This is a genomic window from Achromobacter sp. HZ01 (assembly GCF_003267925.1).
GTDB lineage: Bacteria > Pseudomonadota > Gammaproteobacteria > Burkholderiales > Burkholderiaceae_B > Achromobacter > Achromobacter pulmonis_A.
In genome coordinates this window covers 86,384-109,786 of record NZ_LWKV01000006.1, presented here as the reverse complement: position 1 = coordinate 109,786, position 23,403 = coordinate 86,384, and the positions used below count along the sequence as shown (strand labels likewise).

At 68.8% G+C, this 23,403-nt stretch carries 24 protein-coding genes; 15 read left to right on the top strand and 9 right to left on the bottom strand.

The features are described 5' to 3' along the window. Positions 1 to 11 precede the first annotated feature (11 nt). The 4 genes from A6B37_RS24320 (at position 12) to A6B37_RS24305 (ending at position 5,424) form a co-directional block, all read left to right on the top strand. Positions 12 to 797, top strand: a complete 786-nt coding sequence (locus A6B37_RS24320; protein ID WP_168202324.1) for a PAS domain S-box protein — start codon at positions 12 to 14, stop codon at positions 795 to 797. 145 nt (positions 798 to 942) lie between these two features. After that, positions 943 to 2,490: a PA domain protein gene (locus A6B37_RS24315; RefSeq protein ID WP_102772714.1), complete on the top strand. Its 1,548-nt coding sequence runs from the start codon at positions 943 to 945 to the stop codon at positions 2,488 to 2,490. Between the two features lie 104 nt (positions 2,491 to 2,594). Next, positions 2,595 to 4,250, top strand: a complete 1,656-nt coding sequence (locus A6B37_RS24310) for a 3-(methylthio)propionyl-CoA ligase (protein WP_111827143.1) — start codon at positions 2,595 to 2,597, stop codon at positions 4,248 to 4,250. A 31-nt stretch (positions 4,251 to 4,281) separates the two neighbouring features. Then, positions 4,282 to 5,424, top strand: a complete 1,143-nt coding sequence (locus A6B37_RS24305; RefSeq protein WP_168202323.1) for a porin — start codon at positions 4,282 to 4,284, stop codon at positions 5,422 to 5,424. Positions 5,425 to 5,471: 47 nt separating this feature from the next. Here the strand turns inward: A6B37_RS24305 and A6B37_RS26130 are convergent, their stop codons facing one another. Then, complete coding sequence (locus A6B37_RS26130; RefSeq protein ID WP_168202322.1) at positions 5,472 to 5,642, bottom strand: hypothetical protein; 171 nt, start codon at positions 5,640 to 5,642, stop codon at positions 5,472 to 5,474. On the opposite strand from A6B37_RS26130, the gene A6B37_RS24300 reads away from it, so the two are divergent. Then, positions 5,641 to 6,522, top strand: a complete 882-nt coding sequence (locus A6B37_RS24300) for an alpha/beta hydrolase (protein WP_102772717.1) — start codon at positions 5,641 to 5,643, stop codon at positions 6,520 to 6,522. The two genes, A6B37_RS26130 and A6B37_RS24300, sit on opposite strands and share 2 nt — an antisense overlap. Before the next feature lie 12 nt (positions 6,523 to 6,534). On the opposite strand, the gene A6B37_RS24295 is transcribed toward A6B37_RS24300, so the two are convergent. Continuing rightward, positions 6,535 to 7,680: a helix-turn-helix transcriptional regulator gene (locus tag A6B37_RS24295; RefSeq protein WP_146748020.1), complete on the bottom strand. Its 1,146-nt coding sequence runs from the start codon at positions 7,678 to 7,680 to the stop codon at positions 6,535 to 6,537. 256 nt (positions 7,681 to 7,936) lie between these two features. Here A6B37_RS24295 and A6B37_RS24290 point away from each other — a divergent pair, with 256 nt between their 5' ends. From A6B37_RS24290 to A6B37_RS24280, 3 genes are all read left to right on the top strand, one after another. Next, positions 7,937 to 8,929, top strand: coding sequence for a hypothetical protein (locus A6B37_RS24290; RefSeq protein ID WP_111827141.1), 993 nt, complete (start codon positions 7,937 to 7,939; stop codon positions 8,927 to 8,929). Positions 8,930 to 8,973: 44 nt separating this feature from the next. Continuing rightward, positions 8,974 to 10,131, top strand: coding sequence for an NAD(P)/FAD-dependent oxidoreductase (locus tag A6B37_RS24285; protein WP_246842565.1), 1,158 nt, complete (start codon positions 8,974 to 8,976; stop codon positions 10,129 to 10,131). Positions 10,132 to 10,209: 78 nt separating this feature from the next. Continuing rightward, complete coding sequence (locus A6B37_RS24280; protein WP_168202321.1) at positions 10,210 to 11,139, top strand: transporter; 930 nt, start codon at positions 10,210 to 10,212, stop codon at positions 11,137 to 11,139. A gap of 34 nt (positions 11,140 to 11,173) precedes the next feature. Here A6B37_RS24280 and A6B37_RS24275 read toward each other — a convergent pair whose 3' ends face one another. Continuing rightward, entirely contained in the window at positions 11,174 to 11,854 is a 681-nt protein-coding gene (locus A6B37_RS24275) for a pentapeptide repeat-containing protein (protein ID WP_111827140.1), read from the bottom strand. Positions 11,855 to 11,922: 68 nt separating this feature from the next. On the opposite strand from A6B37_RS24275, the gene A6B37_RS24270 reads away from it, so the two are divergent. From A6B37_RS24270 to nadE, 4 genes are all read left to right on the top strand, one after another. Beyond that, positions 11,923 to 12,534, top strand: coding sequence for a TetR/AcrR family transcriptional regulator (locus A6B37_RS24270; RefSeq protein ID WP_111827139.1), 612 nt, complete (start codon positions 11,923 to 11,925; stop codon positions 12,532 to 12,534). Beyond that, a complete protein-coding gene (locus A6B37_RS24265) occupies positions 12,524 to 12,802 on the top strand; it encodes a DUF2164 domain-containing protein (RefSeq protein ID WP_102772723.1) in 279 nt (92 codons plus the stop codon). Before A6B37_RS24270 ends, A6B37_RS24265 begins: the two co-directional genes overlap by 11 nt. Before the next feature lie 90 nt (positions 12,803 to 12,892). After that, entirely contained in the window at positions 12,893 to 13,690 is a 798-nt protein-coding gene (locus A6B37_RS24260) for a DUF2243 domain-containing protein (RefSeq protein ID WP_111827138.1), read from the top strand. A gap of 13 nt (positions 13,691 to 13,703) precedes the next feature. After that, positions 13,704 to 14,558 (top strand): ammonia-dependent NAD(+) synthetase, encoded by an 855-nt coding sequence (nadE, locus tag A6B37_RS24255; protein WP_246842564.1) that lies wholly within the window; start codon positions 13,704 to 13,706, stop codon positions 14,556 to 14,558. Between the two features lie 13 nt (positions 14,559 to 14,571). Here nadE and A6B37_RS24250 read toward each other — a convergent pair whose 3' ends face one another. The 3 genes from A6B37_RS24250 to A6B37_RS24240 are packed head-to-tail and all read right to left on the bottom strand — an operon-like array spanning position 14,572 to position 18,047. After that, a complete protein-coding gene (locus A6B37_RS24250) occupies positions 14,572 to 15,450 on the bottom strand; it encodes a c-type cytochrome (RefSeq protein ID WP_111827136.1) in 879 nt (292 codons plus the stop codon). A gap of 22 nt (positions 15,451 to 15,472) precedes the next feature. Then, positions 15,473 to 17,242 (bottom strand): GMC family oxidoreductase, encoded by a 1,770-nt coding sequence (locus A6B37_RS24245; protein WP_111827135.1) that lies wholly within the window; start codon positions 17,240 to 17,242, stop codon positions 15,473 to 15,475. Beyond that, on the bottom strand, positions 17,235 to 18,047 hold the full coding sequence (locus A6B37_RS24240; protein ID WP_102772728.1) for a gluconate 2-dehydrogenase subunit 3 family protein: 813 nt from the start codon (positions 18,045 to 18,047) through the stop codon (positions 17,235 to 17,237). The genes A6B37_RS24245 and A6B37_RS24240 overlap by 8 nt, the downstream gene beginning before the upstream one ends. A gap of 96 nt (positions 18,048 to 18,143) precedes the next feature. Here A6B37_RS24240 and A6B37_RS24235 point away from each other — a divergent pair, with 96 nt between their 5' ends. The 3 genes from A6B37_RS24235 (at position 18,144) to A6B37_RS24225 (ending at position 20,363) form a co-directional block, all read left to right on the top strand. Beyond that, positions 18,144 to 18,497: a hypothetical protein gene (locus A6B37_RS24235; protein ID WP_146196891.1), complete on the top strand. Its 354-nt coding sequence runs from the start codon at positions 18,144 to 18,146 to the stop codon at positions 18,495 to 18,497. A gap of 90 nt (positions 18,498 to 18,587) precedes the next feature. Next, the gene (galU, locus tag A6B37_RS24230) at positions 18,588 to 19,421 is read left to right on the top strand and encodes a UTP--glucose-1-phosphate uridylyltransferase GalU (protein ID WP_111827134.1); all 834 of its coding nucleotides are present in this window, start codon (positions 18,588 to 18,590) and stop codon (positions 19,419 to 19,421) included. A gap of 324 nt (positions 19,422 to 19,745) precedes the next feature. Further along, the gene (locus A6B37_RS24225) at positions 19,746 to 20,363 is read left to right on the top strand and encodes a TetR/AcrR family transcriptional regulator (RefSeq protein ID WP_168202320.1); all 618 of its coding nucleotides are present in this window, start codon (positions 19,746 to 19,748) and stop codon (positions 20,361 to 20,363) included. Between the two features lie 28 nt (positions 20,364 to 20,391). Here the strand turns inward: A6B37_RS24225 and A6B37_RS24220 are convergent, their stop codons facing one another. The 3 genes from A6B37_RS24220 to A6B37_RS24210 are packed head-to-tail and all read right to left on the bottom strand — an operon-like array spanning position 20,392 to position 23,400. Further along, the gene (locus A6B37_RS24220; RefSeq protein ID WP_111827133.1) at positions 20,392 to 21,255 is read right to left on the bottom strand and encodes an NAD(P)-dependent oxidoreductase; all 864 of its coding nucleotides are present in this window, start codon (positions 21,253 to 21,255) and stop codon (positions 20,392 to 20,394) included. A 14-nt stretch (positions 21,256 to 21,269) separates the two neighbouring features. Then, the gene (locus A6B37_RS24215) at positions 21,270 to 22,229 is read right to left on the bottom strand and encodes a tripartite tricarboxylate transporter substrate binding protein (RefSeq protein WP_111827132.1); all 960 of its coding nucleotides are present in this window, start codon (positions 22,227 to 22,229) and stop codon (positions 21,270 to 21,272) included. 28 nt (positions 22,230 to 22,257) lie between these two features. Then, positions 22,258 to 23,400: an alpha/beta hydrolase gene (locus tag A6B37_RS24210; protein WP_168202319.1), complete on the bottom strand. Its 1,143-nt coding sequence runs from the start codon at positions 23,398 to 23,400 to the stop codon at positions 22,258 to 22,260. Positions 23,401 to 23,403 lie beyond the last annotated feature (3 nt).

The following is a 23,403-nucleotide window of genomic DNA, read 5'->3' as shown; positions in this document are numbered from 1 at the left end:
AGAACCGCTTTATGACGCAGCCCCGCTCTCTTGCCGGCCAACCGCGGCGTTTCCAGACGCCCGACTTCGAGGCGCTGATCGAAGCCGCAGGCGATCTCATCTACACCCTGGACTTCGAAGGACGCTTCACCTACATGAACCGGGCGTTCGAACAGGTGCTGGGCTATGAGCCCTGCGCCCTGCTGGGCCGTCACTTTACGGAGATCCTGACCGAGGAGTCCGCAAAAGTGGCGACGCGCCATTACCAGCAAGGCCTGCTCGGCCAGGAACGGACGCCCTTCTTCGAAGTGGAGGCGCGCCGGCCCGACGGCGGCGTCGTGCACTTGGAAGTGCGCGCCGGCGCGCTGATCCGCGATGGCGAGATGGTGGGCAGGCAGGGCATCGCCCGGGACATCAATGCGATCAAGGCGCTGCAGACGCTGGTGACGGAGAAGTCGCAGCGCGTGACGCTGCTGGAAGAGCGCACGCGCATCGCGATGGCGATGTACGCGCGCATCGCCGAACTCGTCTACGCCGACCCCGGCGCTGGGTCGGCGGGCGGCGAGATGCTGCAGGAAGTGCAGCATGCGTTCGACCGGCTCGCCGCCCAGAAGCACGGCCTTTCCGTGGCCGACCTGCGCATCCTGGGACTGCTGGCGCAAGGGCATTCGAACGGCGAGATCGCGGACATCATCTGCCGCAGCCCGCATACGGTCAAGGACAGCGTCAAGAAGATCATGCAGCGGCTGAACGCAAGGCGGCGTGCCGAGGCGGTCGCCTGCGCCATCAAGCTCGGCCTGATCGCGCCGCCCTCCTGAACGGCGCGGAACTTGTGATTCCCGCTTTCGGGGGGGCAATACCCCTCCTTGGAGGTCTGCCCCCGACAGCCGGCGGCGGGAATAATCGGCTTGTGCGCCCTCGACGGCGCGCCAGCGAAAACAACACGAGACAACGGAGACACGCATGCTCTACGCACCAGGGCAGCCTTGGCGCCTGCGCCGCGCGGCGGGCGCGGCCTTGTTGATTGCCGGCCTGACGGCCTGCGCCGCACGTCAGGAATCCCGCGCGCCGGCGGGCGCGCTGCCGCCGCAAGCGGCGGTCGAGGTGGACCGGACGCAGTTTTATCCGGAAGCCCGTCTGCGCGCATGGCAGGAAGACCTGGACCGTCGCGGGCTGCGCGACACGGGCTCGCCCGCGCATGAGGCCTACGTCGACGCGCTGTACGAACGCCTGCGCGAGGCCGGCGTGGCGGATCTGTACTTCGAACCGGTGGCCATGACCCGGTGGGCGGCGCGGCGCTGGTCGCTGGAGCTGGCCGACGGCGCCGACCGGATTCCGACGGCTGGCTATATCCCCTACTCCGGCAGCACCGGCGCGCAGGGGCTGGTGGCGCCGATACGCTATCTGCCGGTCGGCCGGCGACCGGACCGCAGCGTGGCGGGCAGCATCGTGGTGGTGGAACTGCCCAGGCCGTCGCTGACCAGCGATTTCTTCCATGCCATGGCGCTGTACAAACACGATCCCGACAACACGCTGCCACCGGGCGCGCCCTATGCGCGTCCTTACCAGATAATCGACGCGCTGGTGCAGACACTGGAAGCGCTGCAGGCCGCGGGCGCCGCCGGCGTGGTCGCGGTCCTGGACGAACCCGCCGATATCGCCGCGGGCCTGTACGCCCCGTACGACCGCCAACTGCGCAAACTGCCAGGCGTTTACGTGGACCGGGCGGCCGGCGCCCGCCTGAAGGCGCTGGCGCGCGCCGGCGCCCGGCTGCGCCTGGTGCTGGATGCCGATACCGAGGCTGTCGTCACGCGCAACCTGATCGGCATCATTCCCGGCGCCAGCAGCGAGCTGACCGTCATCAACAGCCATACCGACGGCACCAACGGCATCGAGGACAACGGTCCCAACGCCATCGTCGACATCGCCCAGTACCTGGCGCGCCTGCCACGCGAGGCGCTGCCGCGCAGCATCATGATCATGCTCTCCAGCGGCCATTTCGCCGGCGGCGTGGGCATACAGGACTTTCTGGCGCGGCATCGCCAGGACGGCCTGCGCGGCCGCATCGCCAGCATCGTCACGATAGAACACCTGGGCGCCACGGAATGGCTGCCCGGACCCGACGGCCGCCTGGCGCCGACGGGCCGCGACGAGCCCGCCGCGATCTTCCTGCCGCGCGTCCCGGCATTGGTGCGCGCCGCGTCGGCCATGCTGCGCAATGCACAGGCTGCGCCCGCGTTCGTCATGCCTCCGCTCAATCCGGACGGCGACGGCGGCCCCAACACGGCCACGTGGCCGGGCGAGGGCCAGTATTTCTGGGGTGGAGCCCGCCTGCCCACGCTCAACTACATCACTGGGCCGGACTACCTGCTGAATTACGACGTCACCACTGCCGACAAGGTGGACTACGGCCGCATGCGACGGGAGACGGCCGCGATCACGCAAATGCTGCTGGACCTCTCGCGCGAGCCCTACGAGGCGCTGCGCGCCGAACAGCCGCCCCCTCCCTGAAAGCGCGGCCCCGCCGCGTCCGCCCTCCTTTGCTAAGCCGGCGCCGGCCCGGATGCCGCCGGCCCAGGCGCGCCTGCGCGCCGCCTCACGATATGGAGCTCTAGATGACCCGGAATCCCCCGCCCGCGCTCGCCGGCCTGATGATGCGCCAGCCTCTGCTCGTCTCCCAATTGCTACGCCACGCCGCCCGCCACTTCGGCACGGTCGAAATCGTGTCGCGCCGCGTCGAGGGAGACGTGCACCGCTACACCTACGCCGACTGCCATCGGCGCAGCCAGCGCCTGGCCCGCGCGCTCGCGGCGCTGGAGGTGCGCCCGGGCCAGCGTGTGGCCACCCTGGCCTGGAACGGCTACCGGCATCTGGAGCTCTATTACGCCGTGTCCGGCGCCGGTTCCGTGATCCATACCGTCAACCCCAGGCTGCACGCCGACCAGGTGGCCTACCTGCTCAACCACGCGGACGACCAGTACGTGTTCTTCGACGTGGGCTTTCTGCCGCTCCTAGAATCGGTGGCGGCGCGATGCCCCGGCGTGCGGGGCTATGTCGCCCTTTGCAGCCGGGAATACATGCCTTCGTCCGCCGCCCTGCCGGGGCTGCTGTGCTACGAGGACCTGCTGGCGGCCCAGCCCGAAAGCTACGACTGGCCCGAACTGAACGAGGAATCGGCCTGCGGACTGTGCTACACGTCCGGCACCACGGGCCAGCCCAAGGGCGTGCTGTACTCGCACCGGTCCACGGTACTGCACGCCTATGCGGTCGCGCTGCCCGACGCGCTCAACCTTTCTTCGCGCACGGCGGTGCTGCCTGCAGTGCCCATGTTTCACGTCAATGCCTGGGGCATTCCCTATGCCGCCCCGCTCGCCGGCTGCAAGCTGGTGCTGCCCGGTCCCGCGCTGGACGGCGCCTCGCTGCATGCGCTGATAAAGGACGAAGGCGTAACGTCGGCGGCCGGCGTGCCGACCGTGTGGCTGGGGCTGCTGGGCCATGCGGAACGCAACGGCCTGAGCCTGTCGGGCCTGCGCCACGCGGTCATCGGCGGCGCCGCCTGCCCGCCTGCGCTGTTGCGCAGCCTGCGCGACGGCTACGGCGTCGAAGTGCTGCACGCGTGGGGCATGACGGAACTGTCGCCGCTGGGCACGACCGCCGTGCTGCAGCGCCGGCACCTCGCGCTGTCGGAGGACGAACGGCTGGCCGTTCTGGGCAAGCAGGGGCACACCGTCTTCGGCGTGGACATGAAGATCGTGGACGGCGGCGGCGGCGAACTGCCCTGGGACGGCAAGAGCCGGGGCGAGCTGCTGGTGCGAGGTCCGTGGGTGATGGAGCGCTACTTCGGCGACGACGACAGCGCCGCCGCGACCGGGGCGGACTGGTTCGCCACCGGCGACGTAGCCACGATCGACGCCGACGGCTACATGCAGATCGTCGATCGCAGCAAGGACGTGATCAAGTCCGGAGGGGAGTGGATCAGCTCGGTCGAGATCGAGCACGCCGCCATGGAACACCCTGGCGTGCAGCAGGCCGCATGCATCGCCATCGCGCATCCCAAATGGGACGAACGTCCCCTGCTTCTGGTGGTGCCGCGCGAAGGCGCCGACGTCGGCAAGCAGGAACTGCTGCGCTTCATCGAAGGGCGCATCGCCCAGTGGTGGATGCCCGATGACGTGCTGTTCCTGCCCTCTCTGCCGCTGGGCGCGACAGGCAAGGTGCTCAAGAAGCAGTTGCGCGAACAGTACGGCGGCTACCGGCCCGCGGCGGCCTGATGCCGGCCGCCAGCAAAACGGGCGCCAGGCCATGAAACGGCGCGTCCTGAGAATCGCGGCGCTCGCCTTCGCAGCCGCCGGCGCGGCCAGCCATGCGGAACCCGGGCTGGCCTTGTACGGCGTCGTGGACGCGGGCCTGAACCTGATCGACAACGGATCGGCGAGGTCCGCCTCCATGAAGTCCGGCATCATCAGCGGATCGCAGTTCGGCCTGCGCGGCACGGAACATCTGGGCGGTTCGCTACGCGCGGTGTTCCAGCTCGAGGCCAGCTTCGAATCCAATTCCGGCGCCTACAAGCCCTACTTCGGCGATCCGTCGAGCGCCACTGCGCAAGCGCCCAATGGCGCACCCGGCAAGGGATTCAACCGCCGCGCGTTCGTCGGCCTGGAAGGCCGCTACGGCATGCTGCAACTGGGCCGCGACTACACGCCGCTGTACTGGGCGGTGCTGGATAGCGACCCGCTGAAGCTCGGGTCCTACGGCAACATGCAGCAGATCGTGCTTTTGTCCGGCACGGGCTCGGACCGGTTCGGGCGCGCCAGCAACGCCGTCTTCTACACCTCGCCCCGCGTCGCCGGACTGCGGGGCCGGCTGATGGCGAGCCTGGGCCCCGCTGCCGCGCGCAGCGCGTCGGACGGCCCGCCCCGCAGCGCGAGCCGCATGATCGGCGCATCCGTGGACTACACGCAGGATGGGCTGACGCTCAACGGCGCCTATCAGCTGCTGCGCCTGCCCGAGATCGCGGGCTCGCCGGCCGCCTACACCGGCGCCACGGGACTGCGCCGCGACATGCTGGTCGGGCTCAAGTACGCCAGCGGCGACTACACCGTGGCGGGTGGCTACTTCCGGGTGCGCCATCCGGGGCGCCGCGGCGACGGCAGCGACATCTGGGCAGGCGCGTCCTTGCGGTTGGGAGCGGGCGTGCTGGCGTTCAACGTCCAGCGCATGCGGCAGGACGTGCCAGGAAGAAGCCGGCCTGGCGAGGCCACAGTGCTGGGCCTGAGCTATATCCACGCGCTTTCGCGGCGCTTTTCCCTGTACGCGTCCTACGGCATGGTCAACAACGGCGCAAACGCCGCCTTCTCGCTGCTGTCGAGCGATACCGCGGTCGCGCCGGCGGCGCGCGGCGATGACATCCGGGCGCTCGGGGTTGGCATGCGCTACGTGTTCTGAGCCGGACCGCGGTCTTGCCCGCCATATGCTTCAAGCCTAAAATACCGTCACGTCATCGACGGCAAGGCGCCGCCCGGCAGTTCCACGGCGCGCCGCTCTCCTTCTGCCGCAAGACCGCCAGCCAGAGGGCCGTCCGCACAGGCCGGCCCCATCGTCCCGCCGCGTGGCCGCAAGGCCTGCGCGGGTTTCTGCACGTTCTTGACCACGAGGAAAACCATGGCCTTCGATTCTCGTCCGGCGCCTGCGCGCGCCAATTTTCCCGGCGGCGACGCCTACGCCGCGGAAGTATTCGAGCGCTCCCGCCGCGCCGCCGCGGACCGCGGTCTGCACTACCACCCCGACATCCCCTACGACGACGCCACAGGCTGCCGCCTGGATCTCTACGCGCCGGCGCGCGCGCCGGCAGACCTGCCCTGCCTGATCTTCGTGCACGGCGGCGCGTTTTCGCTGGGCTGCAAGGAATGGATGGGATTCATGGCGCCGGCCGTGACGGCGACGCCGGCCTTGTTCATCTCGGTGTCGTACCGGCTGGCGCCCGGCCATGTCTATCCTGCCGCGGTGCGCGATGTCGCCGCCGCCGTGGACTGGGCCTGGCGCAATGTCGGCGCATACGGCGGCGATCCCGCGCGCCTGTTCCTGGGCGGCCACTCGGCGGGCGGCCACCTGGCCAGCCTGGTGGCGCTGGACCGCCGCTGGCTGGATGAACGCGGCCTGCCCGCGCGCGTCATCAGGGGCGCGCTGCCGATCAGCGGCCTGTACGATCTGGACTACGACGGCGGCGACGCGGTGGGCGCCGCGGCGCTCGCCATACGCCGGCGCTTCATACCGGACGACTCCCACGTGCCGGCGGCCAGTCCGATGCATCATGTCGGACCGCAGGCGCCGCCGTTCTATCTCGGAGCGGGCGAACACGACCTGGGCAGGCTCGCGGCCGAGGCGCTGGCCATGCGGGACCTGCTGAGCCAGGCCGGCGTGCCGGCGGCGGCGGAGATCTACCCGGATCACGATCACTACGCCGCCAGCAGCCGCTGCGTGGACGACGGGCACCCGTGGATCACCCGGGCGCGCGCCTTCCTGCGCAGCGGCAGTCCGATATAACGGCGCGCCCGCTCAGGCCGGCGCCGCGCCCTCCTGGCGACCGATCATCTGCGCGGCCGCCGAACAGAGGACCTGTCGCACCAGGTCGGCCTGCCGACGCGCGCCGGCCTTGCCCAGCACCTGGTTCAACTGGTAGCGCGCGGTGCCCACCGTAATGCCGCGGCCGCGCGCGTATTCCTCGACCGTCCAGCCCGCCACCAACGCGCTCGCGAGCCTCGCCTCGGCCTCGGTGAGGCCGAACAGCGCGCGCAGGGCCGCCACGGGGAAGCGGGCGCCAGCCTGCGACTCTTGCACCAGCGACACCAGCACCAGGGCGCCGCCGTGCGGCTGAGAGGCTTGCAGCCGCTGCAGCGCCAGCTGCGTGCGGCCCTGTCCGTTTTCCAGGGTCAGGAATACCGGCTCGGCCTCCAGCGACGCCTGCGCCAGCGCGTGCGCGAACCGGGACTGACCAGCGGCGTCGGCGCAGATCCGGCCGCTGCGCAATCGCAGGCCCGCGCGGCCGTCCAGCCCTTCCCGGGCGCGGCGGTTCGACCAGACGAGTCCGCCAGACTCGTCGCACAACGCCAGCGCGCAGGGCCAGGCTTCCAGGTAGCGGTCGACCAGCGCGGACACGCTGCGGTCGAGCCCCACGGATTGCGCCAGCGTAGCCGCCTGCAGCAGATGCGGCGTGAGCTTGCGCAGCCGCTCCAGGCGGCGCGGAGAAAAACCGCCGTCATCGCGCGGATCCTGGTGCACCGCGATGGCCACCCAGCGCGTGCCGCCCATGGGCGCCATGGCCCCCATGAAGCGCCCCAGGCCGGCGCGGCGCAACTGCAGATGGAGTCGGTCGCGTAACGGCGCCTCTTCCGGCAGAAAGAGTTCTCCGTCGGTGGCCATGCGGCCCGGCCGTCGCGCGACCCGCTGCAGGCGCCAGGCTTCCAGTCGGGGATTGCGGGCGTCGGACACCTCCGCCCGATAGGCCTCCATGTCGATGCGCGTGTCGTACGCCGCCCAATAGGGAACGGCGCGCGCGCCCTCCAGATCCAGGCACTGCAGCACAGCTGAATGCGCGCCGACATCGCTGCACAGGCGGTCCAGCACGCCGGCCCAGCGGCTCGGGTCCGTGCAACAGGCATACAGGTCCAGCAGGAAAGAATCAGATGCTGCGCCGAGAGCCATGAAGACACCCACACTATCTGAACGAAAAGCGCTCATCGTCCGGCAAGCCCGCCGGCGCGGCAACTGGGGTTTGCCATGAAACGGGTCCGGCATCTCCCATTTGAGAGATGACGGCCGCGCGGGGGAAATCCCATACTGCCTCGCGTGCTCATCCGGCGCACTGCTGCCGCGCCGGATTCCGCGCCGCTCGAGGAGGAGCGGGCGGCGCGGAAAGCACGCCCACTCACCGCCCTTCGCAGGCAGAACAGGAACCGCCATGAAAGACAACACGGACACGCCGATAGTCGCCGCATTCGCGATGACGCACACGCCGGGGCTGGGCAACCAGACCGGACTTGCGCAGCCGGAAACGCTGCGCCGCCTCCTGGACGGCTTCGACGTGGTGCGCCGCCAGATCGAAACCGCCCGGCCCGACGTAATCGTCGCCTTCGTCAACGACCATTTCGACATGTATACGCTGCATGCCATGCCGGGCATGGCCATCGCGCTCGGCGACACGCACTGGGGGCCGACCGAGGCGACGCAGGACTGGATCGGCATGCCGCGCGCGCCCCGCCCCGGCCACGCGGCGCTGGCCGGGGACATCTACCGCAGCGTCATGGAAGACGGCTTCGAGCTGTTCCGCAGCGAGTCGGCCGAACTCGTGCACAACGTGCTGATGCCGGCCAAGTACCTGTGGCCCAGCGCCAGCATTCCAGTCGTGCCGATCTTCCTCAACTGCTTCGCGCCGCCGCTGCCGACGTGGCGCCGCGCGTACGAACTGGGCGTCAGCGTGCGCAAAGTCCTGGACCGGCGGCCCGAGCGCATCGCGCTCATGGCCAGCGGCGGCCTGTCGCACTGGCCGCCCATCACCATCGACGAGGACGCGGCGGACGATCCGCTGATGCAGCGCGTGCAGCGCTGGCAGATCCTCGGCGCGGCCGCGCTGCGCGAGGACCCGGAGCTGCCACTGGCCATCCTGCGGCGCGAAGCCGAAATGGCCGCGTCCGGCCGCTACTTGGTCAATGCCGAATGGGACCACCGCATCCTGCAGAAACTGGCCGCCGGCGACCGCGAGTTCATGTTGTCGCTCACCCACGAGACGGTCAGGGCCCAGGCGGGTCCGGGCGGCGCGGAAATGCTGATGTGGACCGCGCTCATGGGCGCGATGCGCGACGCGCCGGCCGACATCGTCGCCTACGAAGCCGTGCCCGAGTGGATGGGCGGCGTCGGTGTGCTGAGCTACGCGCGCAGCCTGGGCCGCGCCTGAACGCGGCCGCGAGCCATGCGCAAAGAACCAGGGGAGTGGACACCATGAACATGCAAGCCATCATCAGCGGCGGCGGGATCGGCGGACTGGCCGCGGCGGCGGCGCTTGCCCGGCGCGGCTGGGACGTGACCGTCTATGAAAGCAGGCCCGAGCTGCGCGTCTCGGGCTCAGGCATCTATCTGTGGTCGAACGGGCTGGCGGTGCTATCGGAGATAGGCGCCTATGAACGCGCCATGCGCAATGCCTTCCTGCCCGAGGGCATCGAACAGCGCGACCATGCCGGGCAGGTACTGGTTCCCGCGCTGCTGCCCCCGGGATTGCGGGTGGTCGCGATCGCGCGCAGCGAGCTGCACGCAGGCCTGGAGGCGGCCGCGCGCGCCGCCGGCGCTCGCATCGTCACAGGCGCGGAGGTCGTCGACGCCGGCACCGACGGCACCCTGACATTCGCCAACGGCGATCGCGCGAAAGCCGATCTCGCCATCGGCTGCGACGGCGTCTGGTCGCCCGTGCGCCGCGCCCTGGGCCTTGAACAGGTGCACCAGCGGGCCGAGGAAGGCGCGCTGCGGACCATCGTGCAGGCGACCCAGGAGGAACTGCCCGCCGCCGCGCGCGGCAAGTGCATCGAAATCTGGAACGGTACGCGGCGCCTGCTGATCACCCCCATCAACGCCCGCGAAATCTACCTGGCGCTGACCTGCCGCGAGGACGACGATTCGGCGCGAGATACGCGCGTGCTGCCATGCTGGCGGGAAGCCTTTCCTGAATGGGCGTTCCTGCTCGACCGGATCGCGCATGGCAGCGTGCTCTGGAACGTCTACACCGTGGTGCGCTGCAAGCGCTGGTCCGCAGGCCATGCCTGCGTGCTCGGCGACGCCGCCCATGCCCAGCCGCCCAACCTGGGCCAGGGCGGCGGCATGGCCATGCAGAACGGCCTGGCGCTGGCCGCCTACATGGAGCGGGTGAGGGACCGGCGGGACATACCCGAGGCGCTGGGCGCATGGGAAGCCGCGACACGTCCGCTGACCGAGGAATGCCAGCGCTGGTCCTGTCTCTGGGGCGAACTCGCCAACATACCCGACGAGGTGCGTCCGCGCATCGTGCGGGGCGTGTTCAGCGAGCCCTGGGTGTTGTCCAAAGTGACGGTCGCGTCCGCGTCCGCTCCCATCCGCGCCACGGACTGGCGACCGGCCGCCGCCCGCTGAAACCCGCTCCCGCGTCGGGCCCTGCCTATTCCAGCCCGGGCGGCGCCATGTACGCCGTCCGGGCACAAGGGGAATTCCATGAACATCCGCAATGCAATGCCGGCTGTCGCGGCGCCGCTGGTCCTGGCTGCCCTCGGTCTGGCCGGAAACGCGGCCGCCACCGAGAACGGCATACCCACCACGGTCAACGGCTTCTATGACTTCGGCGCCGGCATGTCGCCGCCGCCGACGCCGTTCGGGACGATCTCGCTGCGTTCCTCGTACAACCATGCCACCGTTCGGAAGAACCAGTATGGCGAGACGCTGGACGACGACTTTTCTCTCAGCGTCTTCACCGTGAGCGCGGCCTATCTGCGCATGACCCGCGCCACGCTGCTGGGGGCAAGCTACGGCTTCGGCATCGTGCAGCCGTTCTTCAGGATGGACGCGGCCTTCGACGTGCCGACGGCCGCTGGGCCGCTGCGGCTGCGCGGCGAAACGTTCCGGATCGCCGACACCCTGCTGCTGCCTCTGATCCTGCAATGGAACCCGTCGCCCAACCTGCATCTGAATGCGCAGTTCCAGGTGCTGGCTCCCACGGGGGACTATGACAAGCGGCGGCTCGTGAACCCGGGACTGAATCACTGGGCGTTCTCTCCCATCTTCAATTTCACCTACATCACCGACGGCGGCTTCGAGGTGTCCTCGAGCTTTGAGGTCGACATCAGCACGCGCAACCACGCCACCGGCTACCGCAATGGCATCGAATACCGCCACGAGTTCGCGCTGGGCCAGCACGTGGGACCGTGGACCCTGGGAGTGGGCGGCTACTACAGCCGCCAGTTCACCGACGACGACGCGCCCGGCCTGCAAGGCGGCAACCGTTCCCGGGTGATCGCCCTGGGGCCGGCCGTCCATTTCTACAAACCGGGCCTGCCGCCCGTCTGGCTGCACGTCTACAAGGAATTCGGCGCGCGCAACCGCGCCGAAGGCTACACGGCCGCGCTGCGCCTCGCGGCCAGCTTCTGACCAACCAGGCGGCGCGGCCAGAACAGTATTGTCGTCACATCACCCGCACGCCCAGCGATTCGATCAACTGTCCCGCCTGTTCGGCAGAAATCACCGCCCCCTTCAGCGAGCCGGTCAGGTCGTACACCGTGATGCCGCCGAGCTCGGCCGCCCGCAGATCCGCGCCCTGGAACCTCGCCCCTTTCAGGCTGGCGCCGCGCAGGCTGCCGCCGTTGAACACCGCGTCGCGGAAATCGCAGCCGCCCAGGTCGGCGTCAGAGAAATCCAGCTGGTCCAGCACCTGCTTTCTGAACGACATGCCGCGCAGTTGGGCGCCCACCAGGCGGCAGCTGCGCAGGCTCAGGCCCAGGGCGTGGACTTCGGAGAAACCGGCCCCGTTCAGTTTCGAATCGGAAATCGTCGCCGACGATAGCCGGGAACGCGCCCACTTGGTCATGTGGAGATCGCAGGCCGTGAAGCTGGCGTCCGTCAGGTCCGCCAGCTCGAAGTCGCCCAGGCCGATCCTGCACCGCTCCCATATCGTTTCGCTCAAGGTCGCGCGCGCCAGCCGGGCCTCGGCCAGCGAGCAGGCCGTAAAGCGGATGTTCCGGAGATCCAGCGAACCCAGGTCCTGCCCGTCGAAGGAGCAGCGATCGAACCGGGTGACGGGTTGGGGTTGCGCGAGAAGCCGGACCAGATCCGCACGCGTGAGGGTACTGTCGCTGACGATGTTCATTTATCGGTGTCCATGCAAAAAACGGGCACGCCCGGATGATATGATAAATCCATATATATGGATTGTTTATGAACATACGACGAGCAAAGCAACCCGCCGCCGTGCGGGTCCAGATTCTCGAAGCCGCAAGACAGGTCCTGGCCGATGAGGGCGCGGGCGCGCTCACCTTCGACAGCGTGCTTGCAAGGACCGACCTGTCCAAAGGCGGCATCCAGTACCACTTCCGCACCAAGCAGGCCTTGATGGACGGCCTGTTCGATCACCTCATGCAGGAGTTTTCCGACAATTTGCATGAGGCGCTGGCGGCCGAGCCGGCCGGCGCGGATCAACGCATCCGCACCTACATCCGGGTCGTGAGCCTGGCCGCCGAATCGGCGCTGGCGGCGCGCGAAGCCATGGCCCTGTTGATGGCCGATCCGAAGTACCAGGCCATACACACCGCATTGGTGGACGACTTCTGCCGCCCCGACGAAGTCGCGGCCGACCTGTCATTGACCTGCCGGTTCGCGGTCGAGGGACTCTGGCAGGCGCAGGTGCTGTTGCGCGCGCCGCAGCCGGAAACGGTCGCCAGCGTGCGGGACTGCCTGCTGGGGCTGCTGGACCGGACCGCGAAGCCGGCCATCGTCCCGGGCGGCAAGCGCGCCCTGCCCCGTAGAAAGGAGAAGCCCGATGGCCATTGAACTGGAAAAGCAGGTTCGAGCCGCCGCGATCGCGTCGATACAGCGGTACTTCGATGAACACATGGAAGAGCCCATCGGCAATATCGCGGCGGCCGCGCTGCTGGGATTCTTCCTGGAGGAAATCGGGCCGGTCGTATACAACCAGGCCGTCGCCGACGCGCAGGAGCGGCTGCAGCTGCGCGTCTCCGAACTGGACCTGGAGGTTCGCGAGGACGAGTTCGGCTATTGGCGCAAGCATGCGGCCGGGCAAAGAAACCGGCGCACGTGACGCGGCTCGGCCCCGGGCCGCCGGCAGGGATCCACGCGTCGGGCACGGCGCTTGCCGAACTGCTCCGGCACCAAGAACCGGGAGCCGTCCATGGACCCTGCCTCTATCCCTGACCCGTCCGGGCGCCACATGCGCCGCGCCGGCGGCCTGCTGGGTTTTGCGATGGGCGGCTTTTTCGACGGCATCCTGTTGCACCAGATTCTGCAGTGGCACCACCTGCTGTCGGCCATCCAGACCGGCATTCTGGGAGATCTGCGCATGCAGGTGGCGGTGGACGGCCTGTTCCATGCGCTCATGTACATCCTGGCCGCGGCGGGCCTGTGGACGCTGTACCGGGCGCGCGCCGCCGCGCCGGCGGGCTCGACGCGGCCGTTGTGGCCGGCGTTCTGGATGGGGTTCGGCGCCTGGCATATCGTCGACGCGCTGTTCTCGCACTGGATCACCGGCATCCACCGCATCCGCATGGATGCGGACGTGCCGTTGTTCTGGGACCTGGCATGGCTGGCGGTCTTCGGGCTGCTGCCGTTTTTCCTCGGCTGGCGCGGGCGCTCGGCTGGCGGCGGTCCGCCGATGCCGCGACGCAATATCGCCGCCGGCCTGCTGGTCCTGGCGCTGGGCGGCGCGACGTTGGCCAACCTGTTTCCGCTGCGCGGCGATACCGGCACGACGGTGGTGGCGATGCGTCCCGACGCGCCCGCCGGGGAGCTGCTGCGCGCGCTGGACGGCACCGATGCCCGCATCATCTGGACCGATCGCGCCGGCGGCGTCTGGGTGGTGCAGAATCTGTCATGGCAGGACGGGCTTGCGCTCTACGGATCGGGCGCGCTCTATGTCAGCGGCACGACCTCGCCGGCGGGCTGCGCGGCCTGGATGCAATCGGCGCGATAACCGGGAGAACAGAATGACACCAGCCATGCAGGCGGAAATCGAAGCGCGCCGGGCCGCAATCGCCCGCGGCCTGGGGGTTCGCCCGGACTGCGATATCGACGAAGAGCTGGAACGCAGAATTGTTTTTCTCGCCGACTATCTGCTTGCCGCGCGCATGGACGCCTACGTGATCGGCATCAGCGGAGGCGTGGATTCCCTGGTCGCGGGGCGTATCGCGCAACTTGCGGTATCGCGGCTGCGCTCCTCGGGCCACGTCTGCGCGCTGGTGGCGGCGCGCCTGCCCTACGGGACGCAGAGCGACGAGCAGGACGCGCGGCGCGCGATGGATTTCGTGGCGCCGGACAAGCGCATGACGCTCAATATCCAGCCCGCCGTGGACGCGCAACGCGTTGCGCTGGAGGCGGCCGGCATCGACTATGCGGACGCGCATGCCGAGGACTTCATCGCCGGCAACATCAAGGCGCGCCAGCGCATGATCGCGCTCTACGCGATCGCCGGCGCCCATAAGGGCCTGGTGGTGGGCACCGATAACGCCGCGGAAGCGCTGACGGGCTTTTTCACCAAGCATGGCGACGGCGCGGCCGACGTCATGCCGCTCAGCGGACTGACCAAGCGTTGCGTTCGGGAAATCGGCGCGGCGCTGGGCGCGCCGCCGGACCTCGTCGCCAAGGTTCCGACCGCGGACCTGGAGACGCTGCGTCCGCAGCATCCTGATGAAGCGGCGCTGGGCTTTACTTATCGAGAGATCGACGATTTCCTCGAAGGCCGGCCCGTGCCCCCGGAAGTCGCCCAGCGCCTGGTCTCCCGCTACGACGCCACGGAACACAAGCGCCGTCCGGCCGCGACGCCGCCGTACCTGCGCCATTAGGCCAGGGGGCCGCTTATTCCTGCGCCGGCGGGCGGCTTTCGTAGTAGCGGGACAACTGGCCGATTTCCTCGGGGGTCAGGCGCTGCGCGAAGGCGCGCATGGCGCCCACGTCGTCGTTCTGCCGCTGGCCGGAGCGAAACGCATTCATCTGGTCCACGAAGTACGGCGCGGGCTGCCCCGCCAGCCGGGGCAGCAGCGCGCCCTCGCCGCGGCCTTGCAGGCCATGGCAATTGGCGCAGGCCGGCAGCGCGCGCGGACCGTCGCCCACCGTGTCCAGGCGGATGGCGGCCTCGTGCCCGCCCGTGTCCTTGCCGGCCGCCGGGGCGCCGGGCGGCAGGCCGCCGTAATAGCGCGCCAGATGCGCGATTTCTTCATCCGACAGCCCCTTGGCGATCCCGCTCATGACCGGATGCTGGCGGCTGCCGTCGCGGAAGTCCCACAACTGCTTGGCGAGGTAGTCCTGGGTCAGTCCCGCCAGATTGGGAAAGGCCCCGCCCAGCGGCGTGACGCCCGCCTGCCCGTGGCAGGCCACGCAGGCCTGCACTCCCGCCTTGCCCGCCTGCGCCAGTTGCTTGCCGGCGTCGACGTCGGCGCGCTGCAATGCGGCTTCCCAGGCGGGACGATAGGCCGCGAAGTCCATGGCGCTGCGGCCCGGGACCGGCGCGGCCGGGCGGGGTTGCGCCACCTCGGGCAAGGCCGCGCCCGGCGCCGCAGCGGGAGCTGCGGCTGCGCGCGGCGCCGCAGCGGGCGCGGCGGGCTGCGCGACGATGGACGGCGCGATCGGGCCGTCGCCGCCCTTGCCATACATCTGATAGAAGGCCGCGGCCAGCGTGATCAGCGGCGCGGCCGCGATCAGGCCCAAGGCCACATAGCTGCGTAAAGGCATGCCCATGATGTCACCCCGGCTGCGTCGCTCACGTCACCAGGGGGCCTGGCGACTTCAGGTAATCGGACTTGATCTTTTCCACGATCCAATAGGCCGTGGCGCCGACCGTGCCCGTGGGGTTGTAGCCGGAGTTCTGCGGAAACAGCGCCGCGCCCGTCACGAACACGTTGGGCACGTCCCATACCTGGCCGTAACGGTTCACCACGCTGGTGCGGGGATCGGCGCCCATGGCCGCCCCGCCGGTGAGATGCGTGGACTGGTACGCCGCGGCCGTGAAGGGCCGCTTGCGCGGTCCCGGCTCGGTGCGCTGCACGCCTTTCATGGCGCGGCCGATTTCGTCGCCCCGTTCGGTCAGGAAGGCCGACATGCGGATATCGTTGTCGGGCAGGTCGTAGGTGATGCGCAGCAGCGGCAGGCCCCAGGCGTCCTTGTAGGTAGGGTCCAGGCTCAGGTAGCCGCCGCGCGTGGGTTGCGCCGCGCCGGTGATGGTGATCGAGGCCGAGTGGTTGTAGTAGCGCCGCAGCGCCTGTTTCCAGGCGCTGCCCCAGGCGGCCGTGCCCTTGGGCACCGGGTGATAGCCTATCGGCGCGCCGCTGACCACCTGGATCTGCAGATAGCCGCCGCCCACGAATCCCAGCGGCCCATGATCGAAATTGTCGGCACTGAAGTCGTCCATGGTCACCGCCACCGCGCCCGCGCCCATGAAGGGATTGATATTGAAGGATTCGTCGAAGAAGAGATTGACGCCCGATGTGGTCTGGTGCGTGTAGTTGCGCCCCACCACGCCGGTGTTGCGTACCGGGTCGTAAGGCTCGCCGATGCCGGAAAGCAGCAGCAGGCGCACGTTGTTGATGCCGAACGCGCACAGCACCACCGCCTCGGCCGGCTGGAACACCTCGGCGCCCGCGCCGTCCACGTAGGTCACGCCGCGCGCCCGCCTGCGGTCCGCGGTCAGCTCCACCCGCAGCACGTGGGCGCCGGTGCGCAGCTCGAAGTTCTCCAGCTTCAGCGCCACCGGCAGCACGCAGACCTGCGGCGAGGCCTTGGCGTAGTGCTCGCAGCCGAAGTTGGAACAGAATCCGCAGTACACGCAGGCGCTCATCTGCAGCCCCTCGCTGTTCACGTAGGGCCGCGTACACAGCGCGGACGGCTGCACATAAGGGTGGTAGCCCAGGCCGCGCGCCGCCTCGCCGAACAGGGCCGGCGCGTACGGCACTTTCATGGGGGGATTGGGATAGGGACGCGAGCGCCACGGCTCGAAGGGATTGCCGCCCTCTTGCTTGCGGCCCTTGATGTTGCCCGCCTGGCCCGAGGCGCCTATCAGGTAGTCGAAGCGGTCGAAGTACGGTTCCAGCTCTTCGTAGCTCAGCGGCCAGTCCTGGCAGGTCAGGTCCTCGTCGAAGATGCCGGCGCCGTAGCGCTCGGTGTAGTGGCTGCGCATGTTGAAGTCGGTCGGATCGAAGCGGTAGTACGCCCCCGACCAATGATTGCCCGCGCCGCCCAGGTGCGTTCCGGGATAGGCGAACTGCCAGCGCCGCATGGGCAGGGCGATCTGCCCGCCGTGGTTGCGGAAGGTGAACGTTTCGCTGGCGGTGTTCTGGTGCAGCGCATGCCTGCGCGTGTACTTGAGCTCGTCGTGGACGTTGGGCCCCTGGAAATCCGGCGACGGCCAGCGCGGCTCGCCGCGCTCCAGCACCACCACCCGCTGGCCGGCCGCGGCCAGCTCCTTGCCGATGATGGAGCCAGTCCAGCCGGCCCCGATGATGGCCACGTCCACCGCCGGCATGGTCTTAGCCATGGCCGCCTCCCGGTTTGTGTGGGGTTTCGCCGGCCGGCGCGGCATGGTGCCCGCGGGCCTGCGCAATGGAAACCGGCGTGCCGCGCCAGGCCACGCCATGCCGCTCGATGTCGTTGGAGAAACTTGCGTACGCGCCCGGAAAACCCACCAGCTTCCAGCCGATCATGTTCCTGTTGCCGCCATAAAGCGGGTCGCTGAAGAAGCCCTCCGTCGTGCCTTCCAGCAAAGCCTGGAAGAACACCTGCGCCGGCAGCGGATCGAAATCGAGTTCGCCTTTCTGCATGGCCGCGAGCCAGGCGTCCTGCCGCTCGGCGCCGAGCTCGTCGTAGCCCTTGCCCTCCTTTTTGCGCACCGCGGCGTCGAACGCGGCGAGGCCGCGGCGGTACATCTCGGCGGGCGTGAAGGAAAGCTGATAGCCCTGCTCCGGCGTGCCTTCCTGGAACGGCCCCTGCCGGTACAAATGATCGCCCGCGCCCCACGCGCCGGCCAATTGGCCGTCCAGGAATACGGTTACGCCCGCCTCCTTGGCGCCCGGGCCCAGGTCGTCGGCCGGAATCAGGCGGGCGGCGATGGCGTCCATGAGCGCTGCTTCCTGCGCGTTGAAAAACCGCAGGGGCGCCGGCTGCGCGGCGTCGGCCGCCTGCGCGGGCTGCGCCGCCTGCGCGACGGTCTGCGCCCCCGACACGGCCAGCGCGCCGGGCACCCCCAGCGCAAGCGCCTTCAGGACGCTGCGGCGTCCCGGCGCGGCGGGATTGTCGTCGGCGGCTACGCCGGCGGAAGGAACGACAGGCTGATCACCGTTCATACCGTGCTCCTGCTTGGACTCGCGACGGCTACAGCAAGCGTCGGGCCCGGCACGGCATTTGCACTGGCAACACGCAATACCCGCGCAGGAGATCCCATGTCAGCCAGATCCGCCACCTTATTCGCGACAGCCATGCTCGTGCTGGGAGGATCGGCCGCGCTGGCCGCCCCCGCGGGCCCCCCGCCGAAGGAACGGCCGCCCTCCTCCGCCGACGGCGATACCGGCAAGCGCCAGCGCGGCGAAGGGAAAACCGAGCAGGAACGGAAAAAATTACCTCCCGCGCAATCCTCCGAGCAATCCACGCGCGGGCGCGACCGCGCCGAGCAAGGCGGCACGGACGCGCGCGGCAGCCAGGGTTCCTCCGGCGCGACCACGGGTTCGACCGGCCAGGGCGGCTCGCCCGGCTCCGGCGCATCCTCGGGCTCGGGCGGCACGGCGGACCAGCGTTGAGCGCCGCCAGCCGCCGGCCGGGTACGTCGATTGCTATCGGCGTGCGCGTCGCCCTCTCAGTCAGGGCAACCAACAAAAAAGGGGCATTGCATGCGTCCGATCAGAAAAGCCGTATTCCCTGTTGCGGGGCTGGGCACCCGTTTTCTACCCGCCACCAAAGCCATGCCGAAAGAGATGCTGCCCATCGTGGACCGGCCTCTCATCCAGTACGCGGTCGAAGAAGCGATCGCGTCCGGCATCAATGAACTGATCTTCGTCACCGGCCGCAACAAGCGCGCCATCGAGGACCATTTCGACCGCGTGCCCGAACTGGAACGCGACCTGGAACTGAAAAACAAGAATGCCTTGCTCCAAAGCGTGCGCAACGTCGTCCCCGACAGCGTCAAATGCGTCTATACACGCCAGCCCGCCGCCCTGGGCCTGGGCCACGCCGTGCTCTGCGCGGCGTCGCTGGTGGGCGCGGAGCCGTTCGCGGTGCTGCTGGCCGACGACATGATCGACGCCGACGCCCCCGTCATCGGCGAAATGACGAAGGTGGCGCGGGAATACGGCGGCAGCGTCGTGGCGGTCCAGCAGATCCCCAAGGCCAATTCGGCCCAGTACGGAATCGTGTCCGGCAGCCCGAAAGCGCAGGGCGTGATGCGGCTGAGCGGCATCGTCGAAAAACCCAGGCCCGAAGACGCCCCGACCGACCTGGCGGTGGTCGGGCGCTACATTCTCGAGCCCGAGATCTTCGGCATTCTCGAAGCCACGCAGGCCGGCGTCGGCGGCGAGATCCAGCTCACGGACGCCATCGCCGCGCTGCTGCGGTCGCGCAAGGTCTTCGGCTACGAATACGAGGGTACGCGCTACGACTGCGGCAGCAAGGAGGGCTTTTATCGGGCCACCATGGAGATCGGGCGCAAGTACCACGGGCTGGGCTGACGCCGCGGACGGCGGCCGGGTGGAAGAGCAGGCCCAAGCGAGGCTACGTCTTGAACATGTCCATCATCTGGCGCAATACGAGCCTGGCATCTCCCAGCAGGGCGAAGTCCAGCGGGTAGTCCTTGTCGAAGCGCGTTCCGCAAGATTTTGGGCGCATAGTCCAGTAGACTCTCTAGCAGACTCGGAAAATACACACTGGCTTGCCCGACAATGGCGGCGAATCCCGCACCACGCAAATCTCCCCGCAAAAAACCCTCCCCCGCACGCCAGCCTGGCGTTGCACGGGCAAACGCCCGGCGCGACGGCGATGAGACGCGCGAGCGCATGCTGGACGCAGCGGAAGCACTGTTTGCCGCCCATGGCTTCCACGGGACGTCCATGCGCGATGTGGCCGTGGCCATGGGCTGCGGGATTGCGCTGGTGACCTACCACTTCGGCACCAAGGACGTGCTGTTCAGCACAGTCATCAAGCGGCGCGCGGCCTATATGGCGCAAGAACGCATCCAGGCCCTGGACGCGGCCCGGGCCCGAGCCGCGGCCCGGGGCAAGCCGGTGCCCGTGGAAGACATCGTCTCGGGCTATGTGTGGCCGTTCGTGGAGCGCAGCGCGGCGGGCGGCAAGGGCTGGAAGAACTATTCGCTGTTCATCGCACGGCACGCGAACTCGCCGGAGTTCGCCCAAGTCATCGACCAGCACTACGACCCGGTCGCGCGGCAGTACCTGGACGAGCTGGAGCGCACCTTCCCCACCATGCCGCAGAAGGACCTTTACTACGCGTTCAGCCTCATGGTGGGCGGCATGGTCTCCATCGTCGCGGAACCGGGCCGCGTGGAGAACCTGTCGGCCGGCCTGATCAAGGCCAGCGACGTAGAGGCCGCGTTCAAGAGAATGCTGCCTTTCTTCAGCGCGGGGTTCAAGGCGCTGGTTCCACCTTCGCCCTGACCGGCCTCGACGGTCGCTTGAGGCCGGGCTACGCCAGGCCGGCCGCCCGTTGCGCGCAACGGATGACGGCCGCGTAGTCCGCGTCCGCATCTCCATGCGCCGCCGCCGACTGCAGGGACTGCAACGTCATCGCGGTCTGCGGCAGCGCCACCTGCAGGCGCTCGGCCTCGGCCAGGATCAACTTTACGTCCTTGGCCATCTGGGACACGGTGAAGGTGGGGCTGTAGTCCCGCGTCACCAATTGGGCGGACTTCGCCTTGAGAATGGGAGACGCCACCGCGCTGTGGGTCAGCACTTCCCACATGTCTTCCCAGCGCAGGCCGCCCTTGGCGCCCAGGGCGAGCGACTCGGCCAGCATGGCGCTGGTCTGCGCGATCATCAGGTTGACCACCAGCTTCATGAGCCGCGCCTCTTCGGCCTCTCCCAGCCAGTATTGGCCCGGGCCGAACAGCTTGAAGAGCGGCAGCATGCGCTCGTAGGCGTCCCGCGGGCCCGACACCAGCAGCGTCAACTGCGCAGCCTCGGCCATGACGTTGTTGCCGGACACGGCGGCGCGCAAATAGACGATCTGGCTTTCGCGCAGCAGCCCGGCCACGCGGGCGGACATCTCGGGCGAGACCGTGCTGGTGTCGATGTATAGGGCTCCCGGCCGGGCATGGCGCGCCACGTCCTGCGCCACCTGCCACAAGGCGCCGTCATGCGGCAGCGATGACAGCAGCACCTCGGCCCCCGCCATCGCCGCCGCCCCCTGCGCCGCCGTCATGCCCAGCGCGACGGCCGCTTGCAGTCGGCTGGCGTCCAGGTCCTCGACGCTCAGGGCATGGCCCGCCGCCGCCAGATGTTTGCCCATCGGCAGGCCCATTTTGCCGGCCCCGATCAGATGAATCCTCATGGCGCGCGTCTCCCTCACTCGGCTTCGATGCCCAGCTCGGGCAGCACCTTGCGGAAGCGCGCGACGTCGGCTTCCAGGGCCTTGGCGAACTGCTCCGGCGTCATCAGCACCAGTTGGGCCTGGCTCAGCTTGAGGTAGTCCTGGAACACGGGCAGTCTGGCCGCTTCGGAAAATTGCTTGTACAGGGCCTGCGCCTGCTCGGGCGGCATGCCGCGCGGGGCCAGCACGCCGGACCATGCCGGCACGTCCACGTCCTCGTAGCCCAGTTCGCGGAAGGTGGGAACCCCGGGGAAGTTGGGGTCCGGCGCTTCCGACGAGATCGCCAGGGCGCGCGCGCGCCCATCCTTGATCAGGGGCAGCGCCGTGGACGCGCCCATGAAGACCATGTTCACGTGACCGCCCAGGAAGTCGGATACGGGCGATTTGTACGGCACATGCAACAGCTTCAGATCGGCCGCGCGGGCGAACAGCGCGCCGATCACATGGGTAGTGTTGCCTATGCCGAACGAGCCGTAGCTGATCTGGTTGGGCCGCGCCTTGGCCGCGGCGATCAGGTCCTGGACGGTCTTGTAAGGCGAGTCCGCCTGAACCAGCAGGACGAAGCCGGACGACTTGCTCACGATGGTGATGGGCGTGAAGTCCTTGACCGGGTCGTACGGCAGGTTCTTGTACAGGCCCGCGTTGGTGGCATGGCCGGCCGTGGTGAACAGCAGGGTCGCGCCGTCCGGCGCGGCGCGGGCCACTTCGGTGGTGGCGATGCGTCCGCCGGCGCCGGCCTTGTTCTCGACGATCACGCTCTTGCCGCTGACCTTGGCCATGCCTTCGGCCAGCGCGCGGGCCGACGAATCGAATGGATTACCCGCGCCCACCGGCACGATGATCCGGGTGAGATTGGACTCGGCGTGCGCCGCTGCGGGCAGTATCGCTGCGGCCAGCGCCGCCAGCGCGAACATGCGGGAAATGATTTTCAACATGGTGGGTCTCCTCTCATCGATCACGGATTTATTTCAGGACGCGGGCAATCCAGTCGGCCATGGCGTTCGTCGCCAGGCTCATGTTGCCGATGCTGCAATGCTGTTCGCCGCCCTCTTCGGCCGAGAAAATGCGCAGTTCGCGCTCGGGCGCGTTCACGCACTCGTCGTAGGTCCGGGTGGCGTCGGCCACGGGAATCTGGCGGTCGTCGGCGCCGTGGGTGATGTAGACGGGCACGCGGACCCGGTCCAGCACGCCTTCCAATGTGAAGCGGTCGGTGATAGCCAGGCAGTCCTCGATGCGCTGCTGTCCCAGCACCCACTTCACGTGTTCGAAGTAGTGCGGCACCGACTTCTGCGCCGAGTACGTGCCCTCGATACGGGCACGAAAGCGCTTGCCCCAGTCGTAATTCGCACCCCAGGCCACGCAGCATGCGAAGCGCGGCTCGAACGCGGCGGCGCGCGGAGCGTGGTAGCCGCCCAGGCTCAAGGCCATCATGCCGATGCGGCGCTTGTCCACGTCGGGCCGGGTTTCCAGGAAGTCGACGCAGGCGCCGGCGGGCAGCTCGGCCTCCGGCGCGTTGTACAGCCTGTTCTTGCGCAGCGCCTCGCCCACCCCGGGGTTGTCGACCAGCAGGATGGACACGCCGCGCTGCGCCAGCATGGCGGGCAGGCCGCACAGATACAGGTACTCTTTTACGCCGTCCAGGCCGTTGAAATGCACGATGCACGGCGCCGGCGACCGGTCGCTTCCCACCGAGACCATCAGGGCGGGAAGGAAGGAATCGCCGTAGGGCACCTTGACTTTCTCGCACGTGACGCCTGCGCACTCGATGTACTTGGCGAACGTGCGCAGCAGTTCGTCGTAGGCCGCCAGGCGCGGGGCGTAGTCATGGGCGGGGATGCGTTCGCCCGTGATGTACATGACGCAGGCGCGACGGTACTTTTCTCCCGCCGACAGCAGGTTGCCCGCCGCTTCGTCTGCGGCCGCCGCGCGCGCCAGCTTCGCGCCGCCATCGGCCCAGGCCTGGAAGAAGTCGTTGGCGTGCTGCTGATCGTCATCGACGTGCCGCAATGCGCGGCAGGCGCGATCGACCTCGTCCATGTTCGCGCCCGCATCGAGCGCCATGGAGAGCGCCAGATTCCACGAGTAAACCTTGAAGTATTCGAGCATTGG

Excerpts from the sequence above, each read along its gene's own strand:
- A6B37_RS24210 (WP_168202319.1), bottom strand. The coding sequence starts at position 23,400 with ATGCTCGAATACTTCAAGGTTTACTCGTGGAATCTGGCGCTCTCCATG.
- A6B37_RS24275 (WP_111827140.1), bottom strand. The coding sequence starts at position 11,854 with ATGAACATCGTCAGCGACAGTACCCTCACGCGTGCGGATCTGGTCCGG.
- A6B37_RS24250 (WP_111827136.1), bottom strand. The coding sequence starts at position 15,450 with ATGGGCATGCCTTTACGCAGCTATGTGGCCTTGGGCCTGATCGCGGCC.
- galU (WP_111827134.1), top strand. The coding sequence starts at position 18,588 with ATGCGTCCGATCAGAAAAGCCGTATTCCCTGTTGCGGGGCTGGGCACC.
- nadE (WP_246842564.1), top strand. The coding sequence starts at position 13,704 with ATGACACCAGCCATGCAGGCGGAAATCGAAGCGCGCCGGGCCGCAATC.
- A6B37_RS24215 (WP_111827132.1), bottom strand. The coding sequence starts at position 22,229 with ATGTTGAAAATCATTTCCCGCATGTTCGCGCTGGCGGCGCTGGCCGCA.
- A6B37_RS24300 (WP_102772717.1), top strand. The coding sequence starts at position 5,641 with ATGGCCTTCGATTCTCGTCCGGCGCCTGCGCGCGCCAATTTTCCCGGC.
- A6B37_RS24280 (WP_168202321.1), top strand. The coding sequence starts at position 10,210 with ATGAACATCCGCAATGCAATGCCGGCTGTCGCGGCGCCGCTGGTCCTG.
- A6B37_RS24265 (WP_102772723.1), top strand. The coding sequence starts at position 12,524 with ATGGCCATTGAACTGGAAAAGCAGGTTCGAGCCGCCGCGATCGCGTCG.
- A6B37_RS24320 (WP_168202324.1), top strand. The coding sequence starts at position 12 with ATGACGCAGCCCCGCTCTCTTGCCGGCCAACCGCGGCGTTTCCAGACG.
- A6B37_RS24305 (WP_168202323.1), top strand. The coding sequence starts at position 4,282 with ATGAAACGGCGCGTCCTGAGAATCGCGGCGCTCGCCTTCGCAGCCGCC.
- A6B37_RS24285 (WP_246842565.1), top strand. The coding sequence starts at position 8,974 with ATGAACATGCAAGCCATCATCAGCGGCGGCGGGATCGGCGGACTGGCC.
- A6B37_RS24295 (WP_146748020.1), bottom strand. The coding sequence starts at position 7,680 with ATGGCTCTCGGCGCAGCATCTGATTCTTTCCTGCTGGACCTGTATGCC.
- A6B37_RS24240 (WP_102772728.1), bottom strand. The coding sequence starts at position 18,047 with ATGAACGGTGATCAGCCTGTCGTTCCTTCCGCCGGCGTAGCCGCCGAC.
- A6B37_RS24225 (WP_168202320.1), top strand. The coding sequence starts at position 19,746 with ATGCTGGACGCAGCGGAAGCACTGTTTGCCGCCCATGGCTTCCACGGG.
- A6B37_RS24270 (WP_111827139.1), top strand. The coding sequence starts at position 11,923 with ATGAACATACGACGAGCAAAGCAACCCGCCGCCGTGCGGGTCCAGATT.
- A6B37_RS24290 (WP_111827141.1), top strand. The coding sequence starts at position 7,937 with ATGAAAGACAACACGGACACGCCGATAGTCGCCGCATTCGCGATGACG.
- A6B37_RS24220 (WP_111827133.1), bottom strand. The coding sequence starts at position 21,255 with ATGAGGATTCATCTGATCGGGGCCGGCAAAATGGGCCTGCCGATGGGC.
- A6B37_RS24315 (WP_102772714.1), top strand. The coding sequence starts at position 943 with ATGCTCTACGCACCAGGGCAGCCTTGGCGCCTGCGCCGCGCGGCGGGC.
- A6B37_RS26130 (WP_168202322.1), bottom strand. The coding sequence starts at position 5,642 with ATGGTTTTCCTCGTGGTCAAGAACGTGCAGAAACCCGCGCAGGCCTTG.
- A6B37_RS24235 (WP_146196891.1), top strand. The coding sequence starts at position 18,144 with ATGTCAGCCAGATCCGCCACCTTATTCGCGACAGCCATGCTCGTGCTG.
- A6B37_RS24245 (WP_111827135.1), bottom strand. The coding sequence starts at position 17,242 with ATGGCTAAGACCATGCCGGCGGTGGACGTGGCCATCATCGGGGCCGGC.
- A6B37_RS24260 (WP_111827138.1), top strand. The coding sequence starts at position 12,893 with ATGGACCCTGCCTCTATCCCTGACCCGTCCGGGCGCCACATGCGCCGC.
- A6B37_RS24310 (WP_111827143.1), top strand. The coding sequence starts at position 2,595 with ATGACCCGGAATCCCCCGCCCGCGCTCGCCGGCCTGATGATGCGCCAG.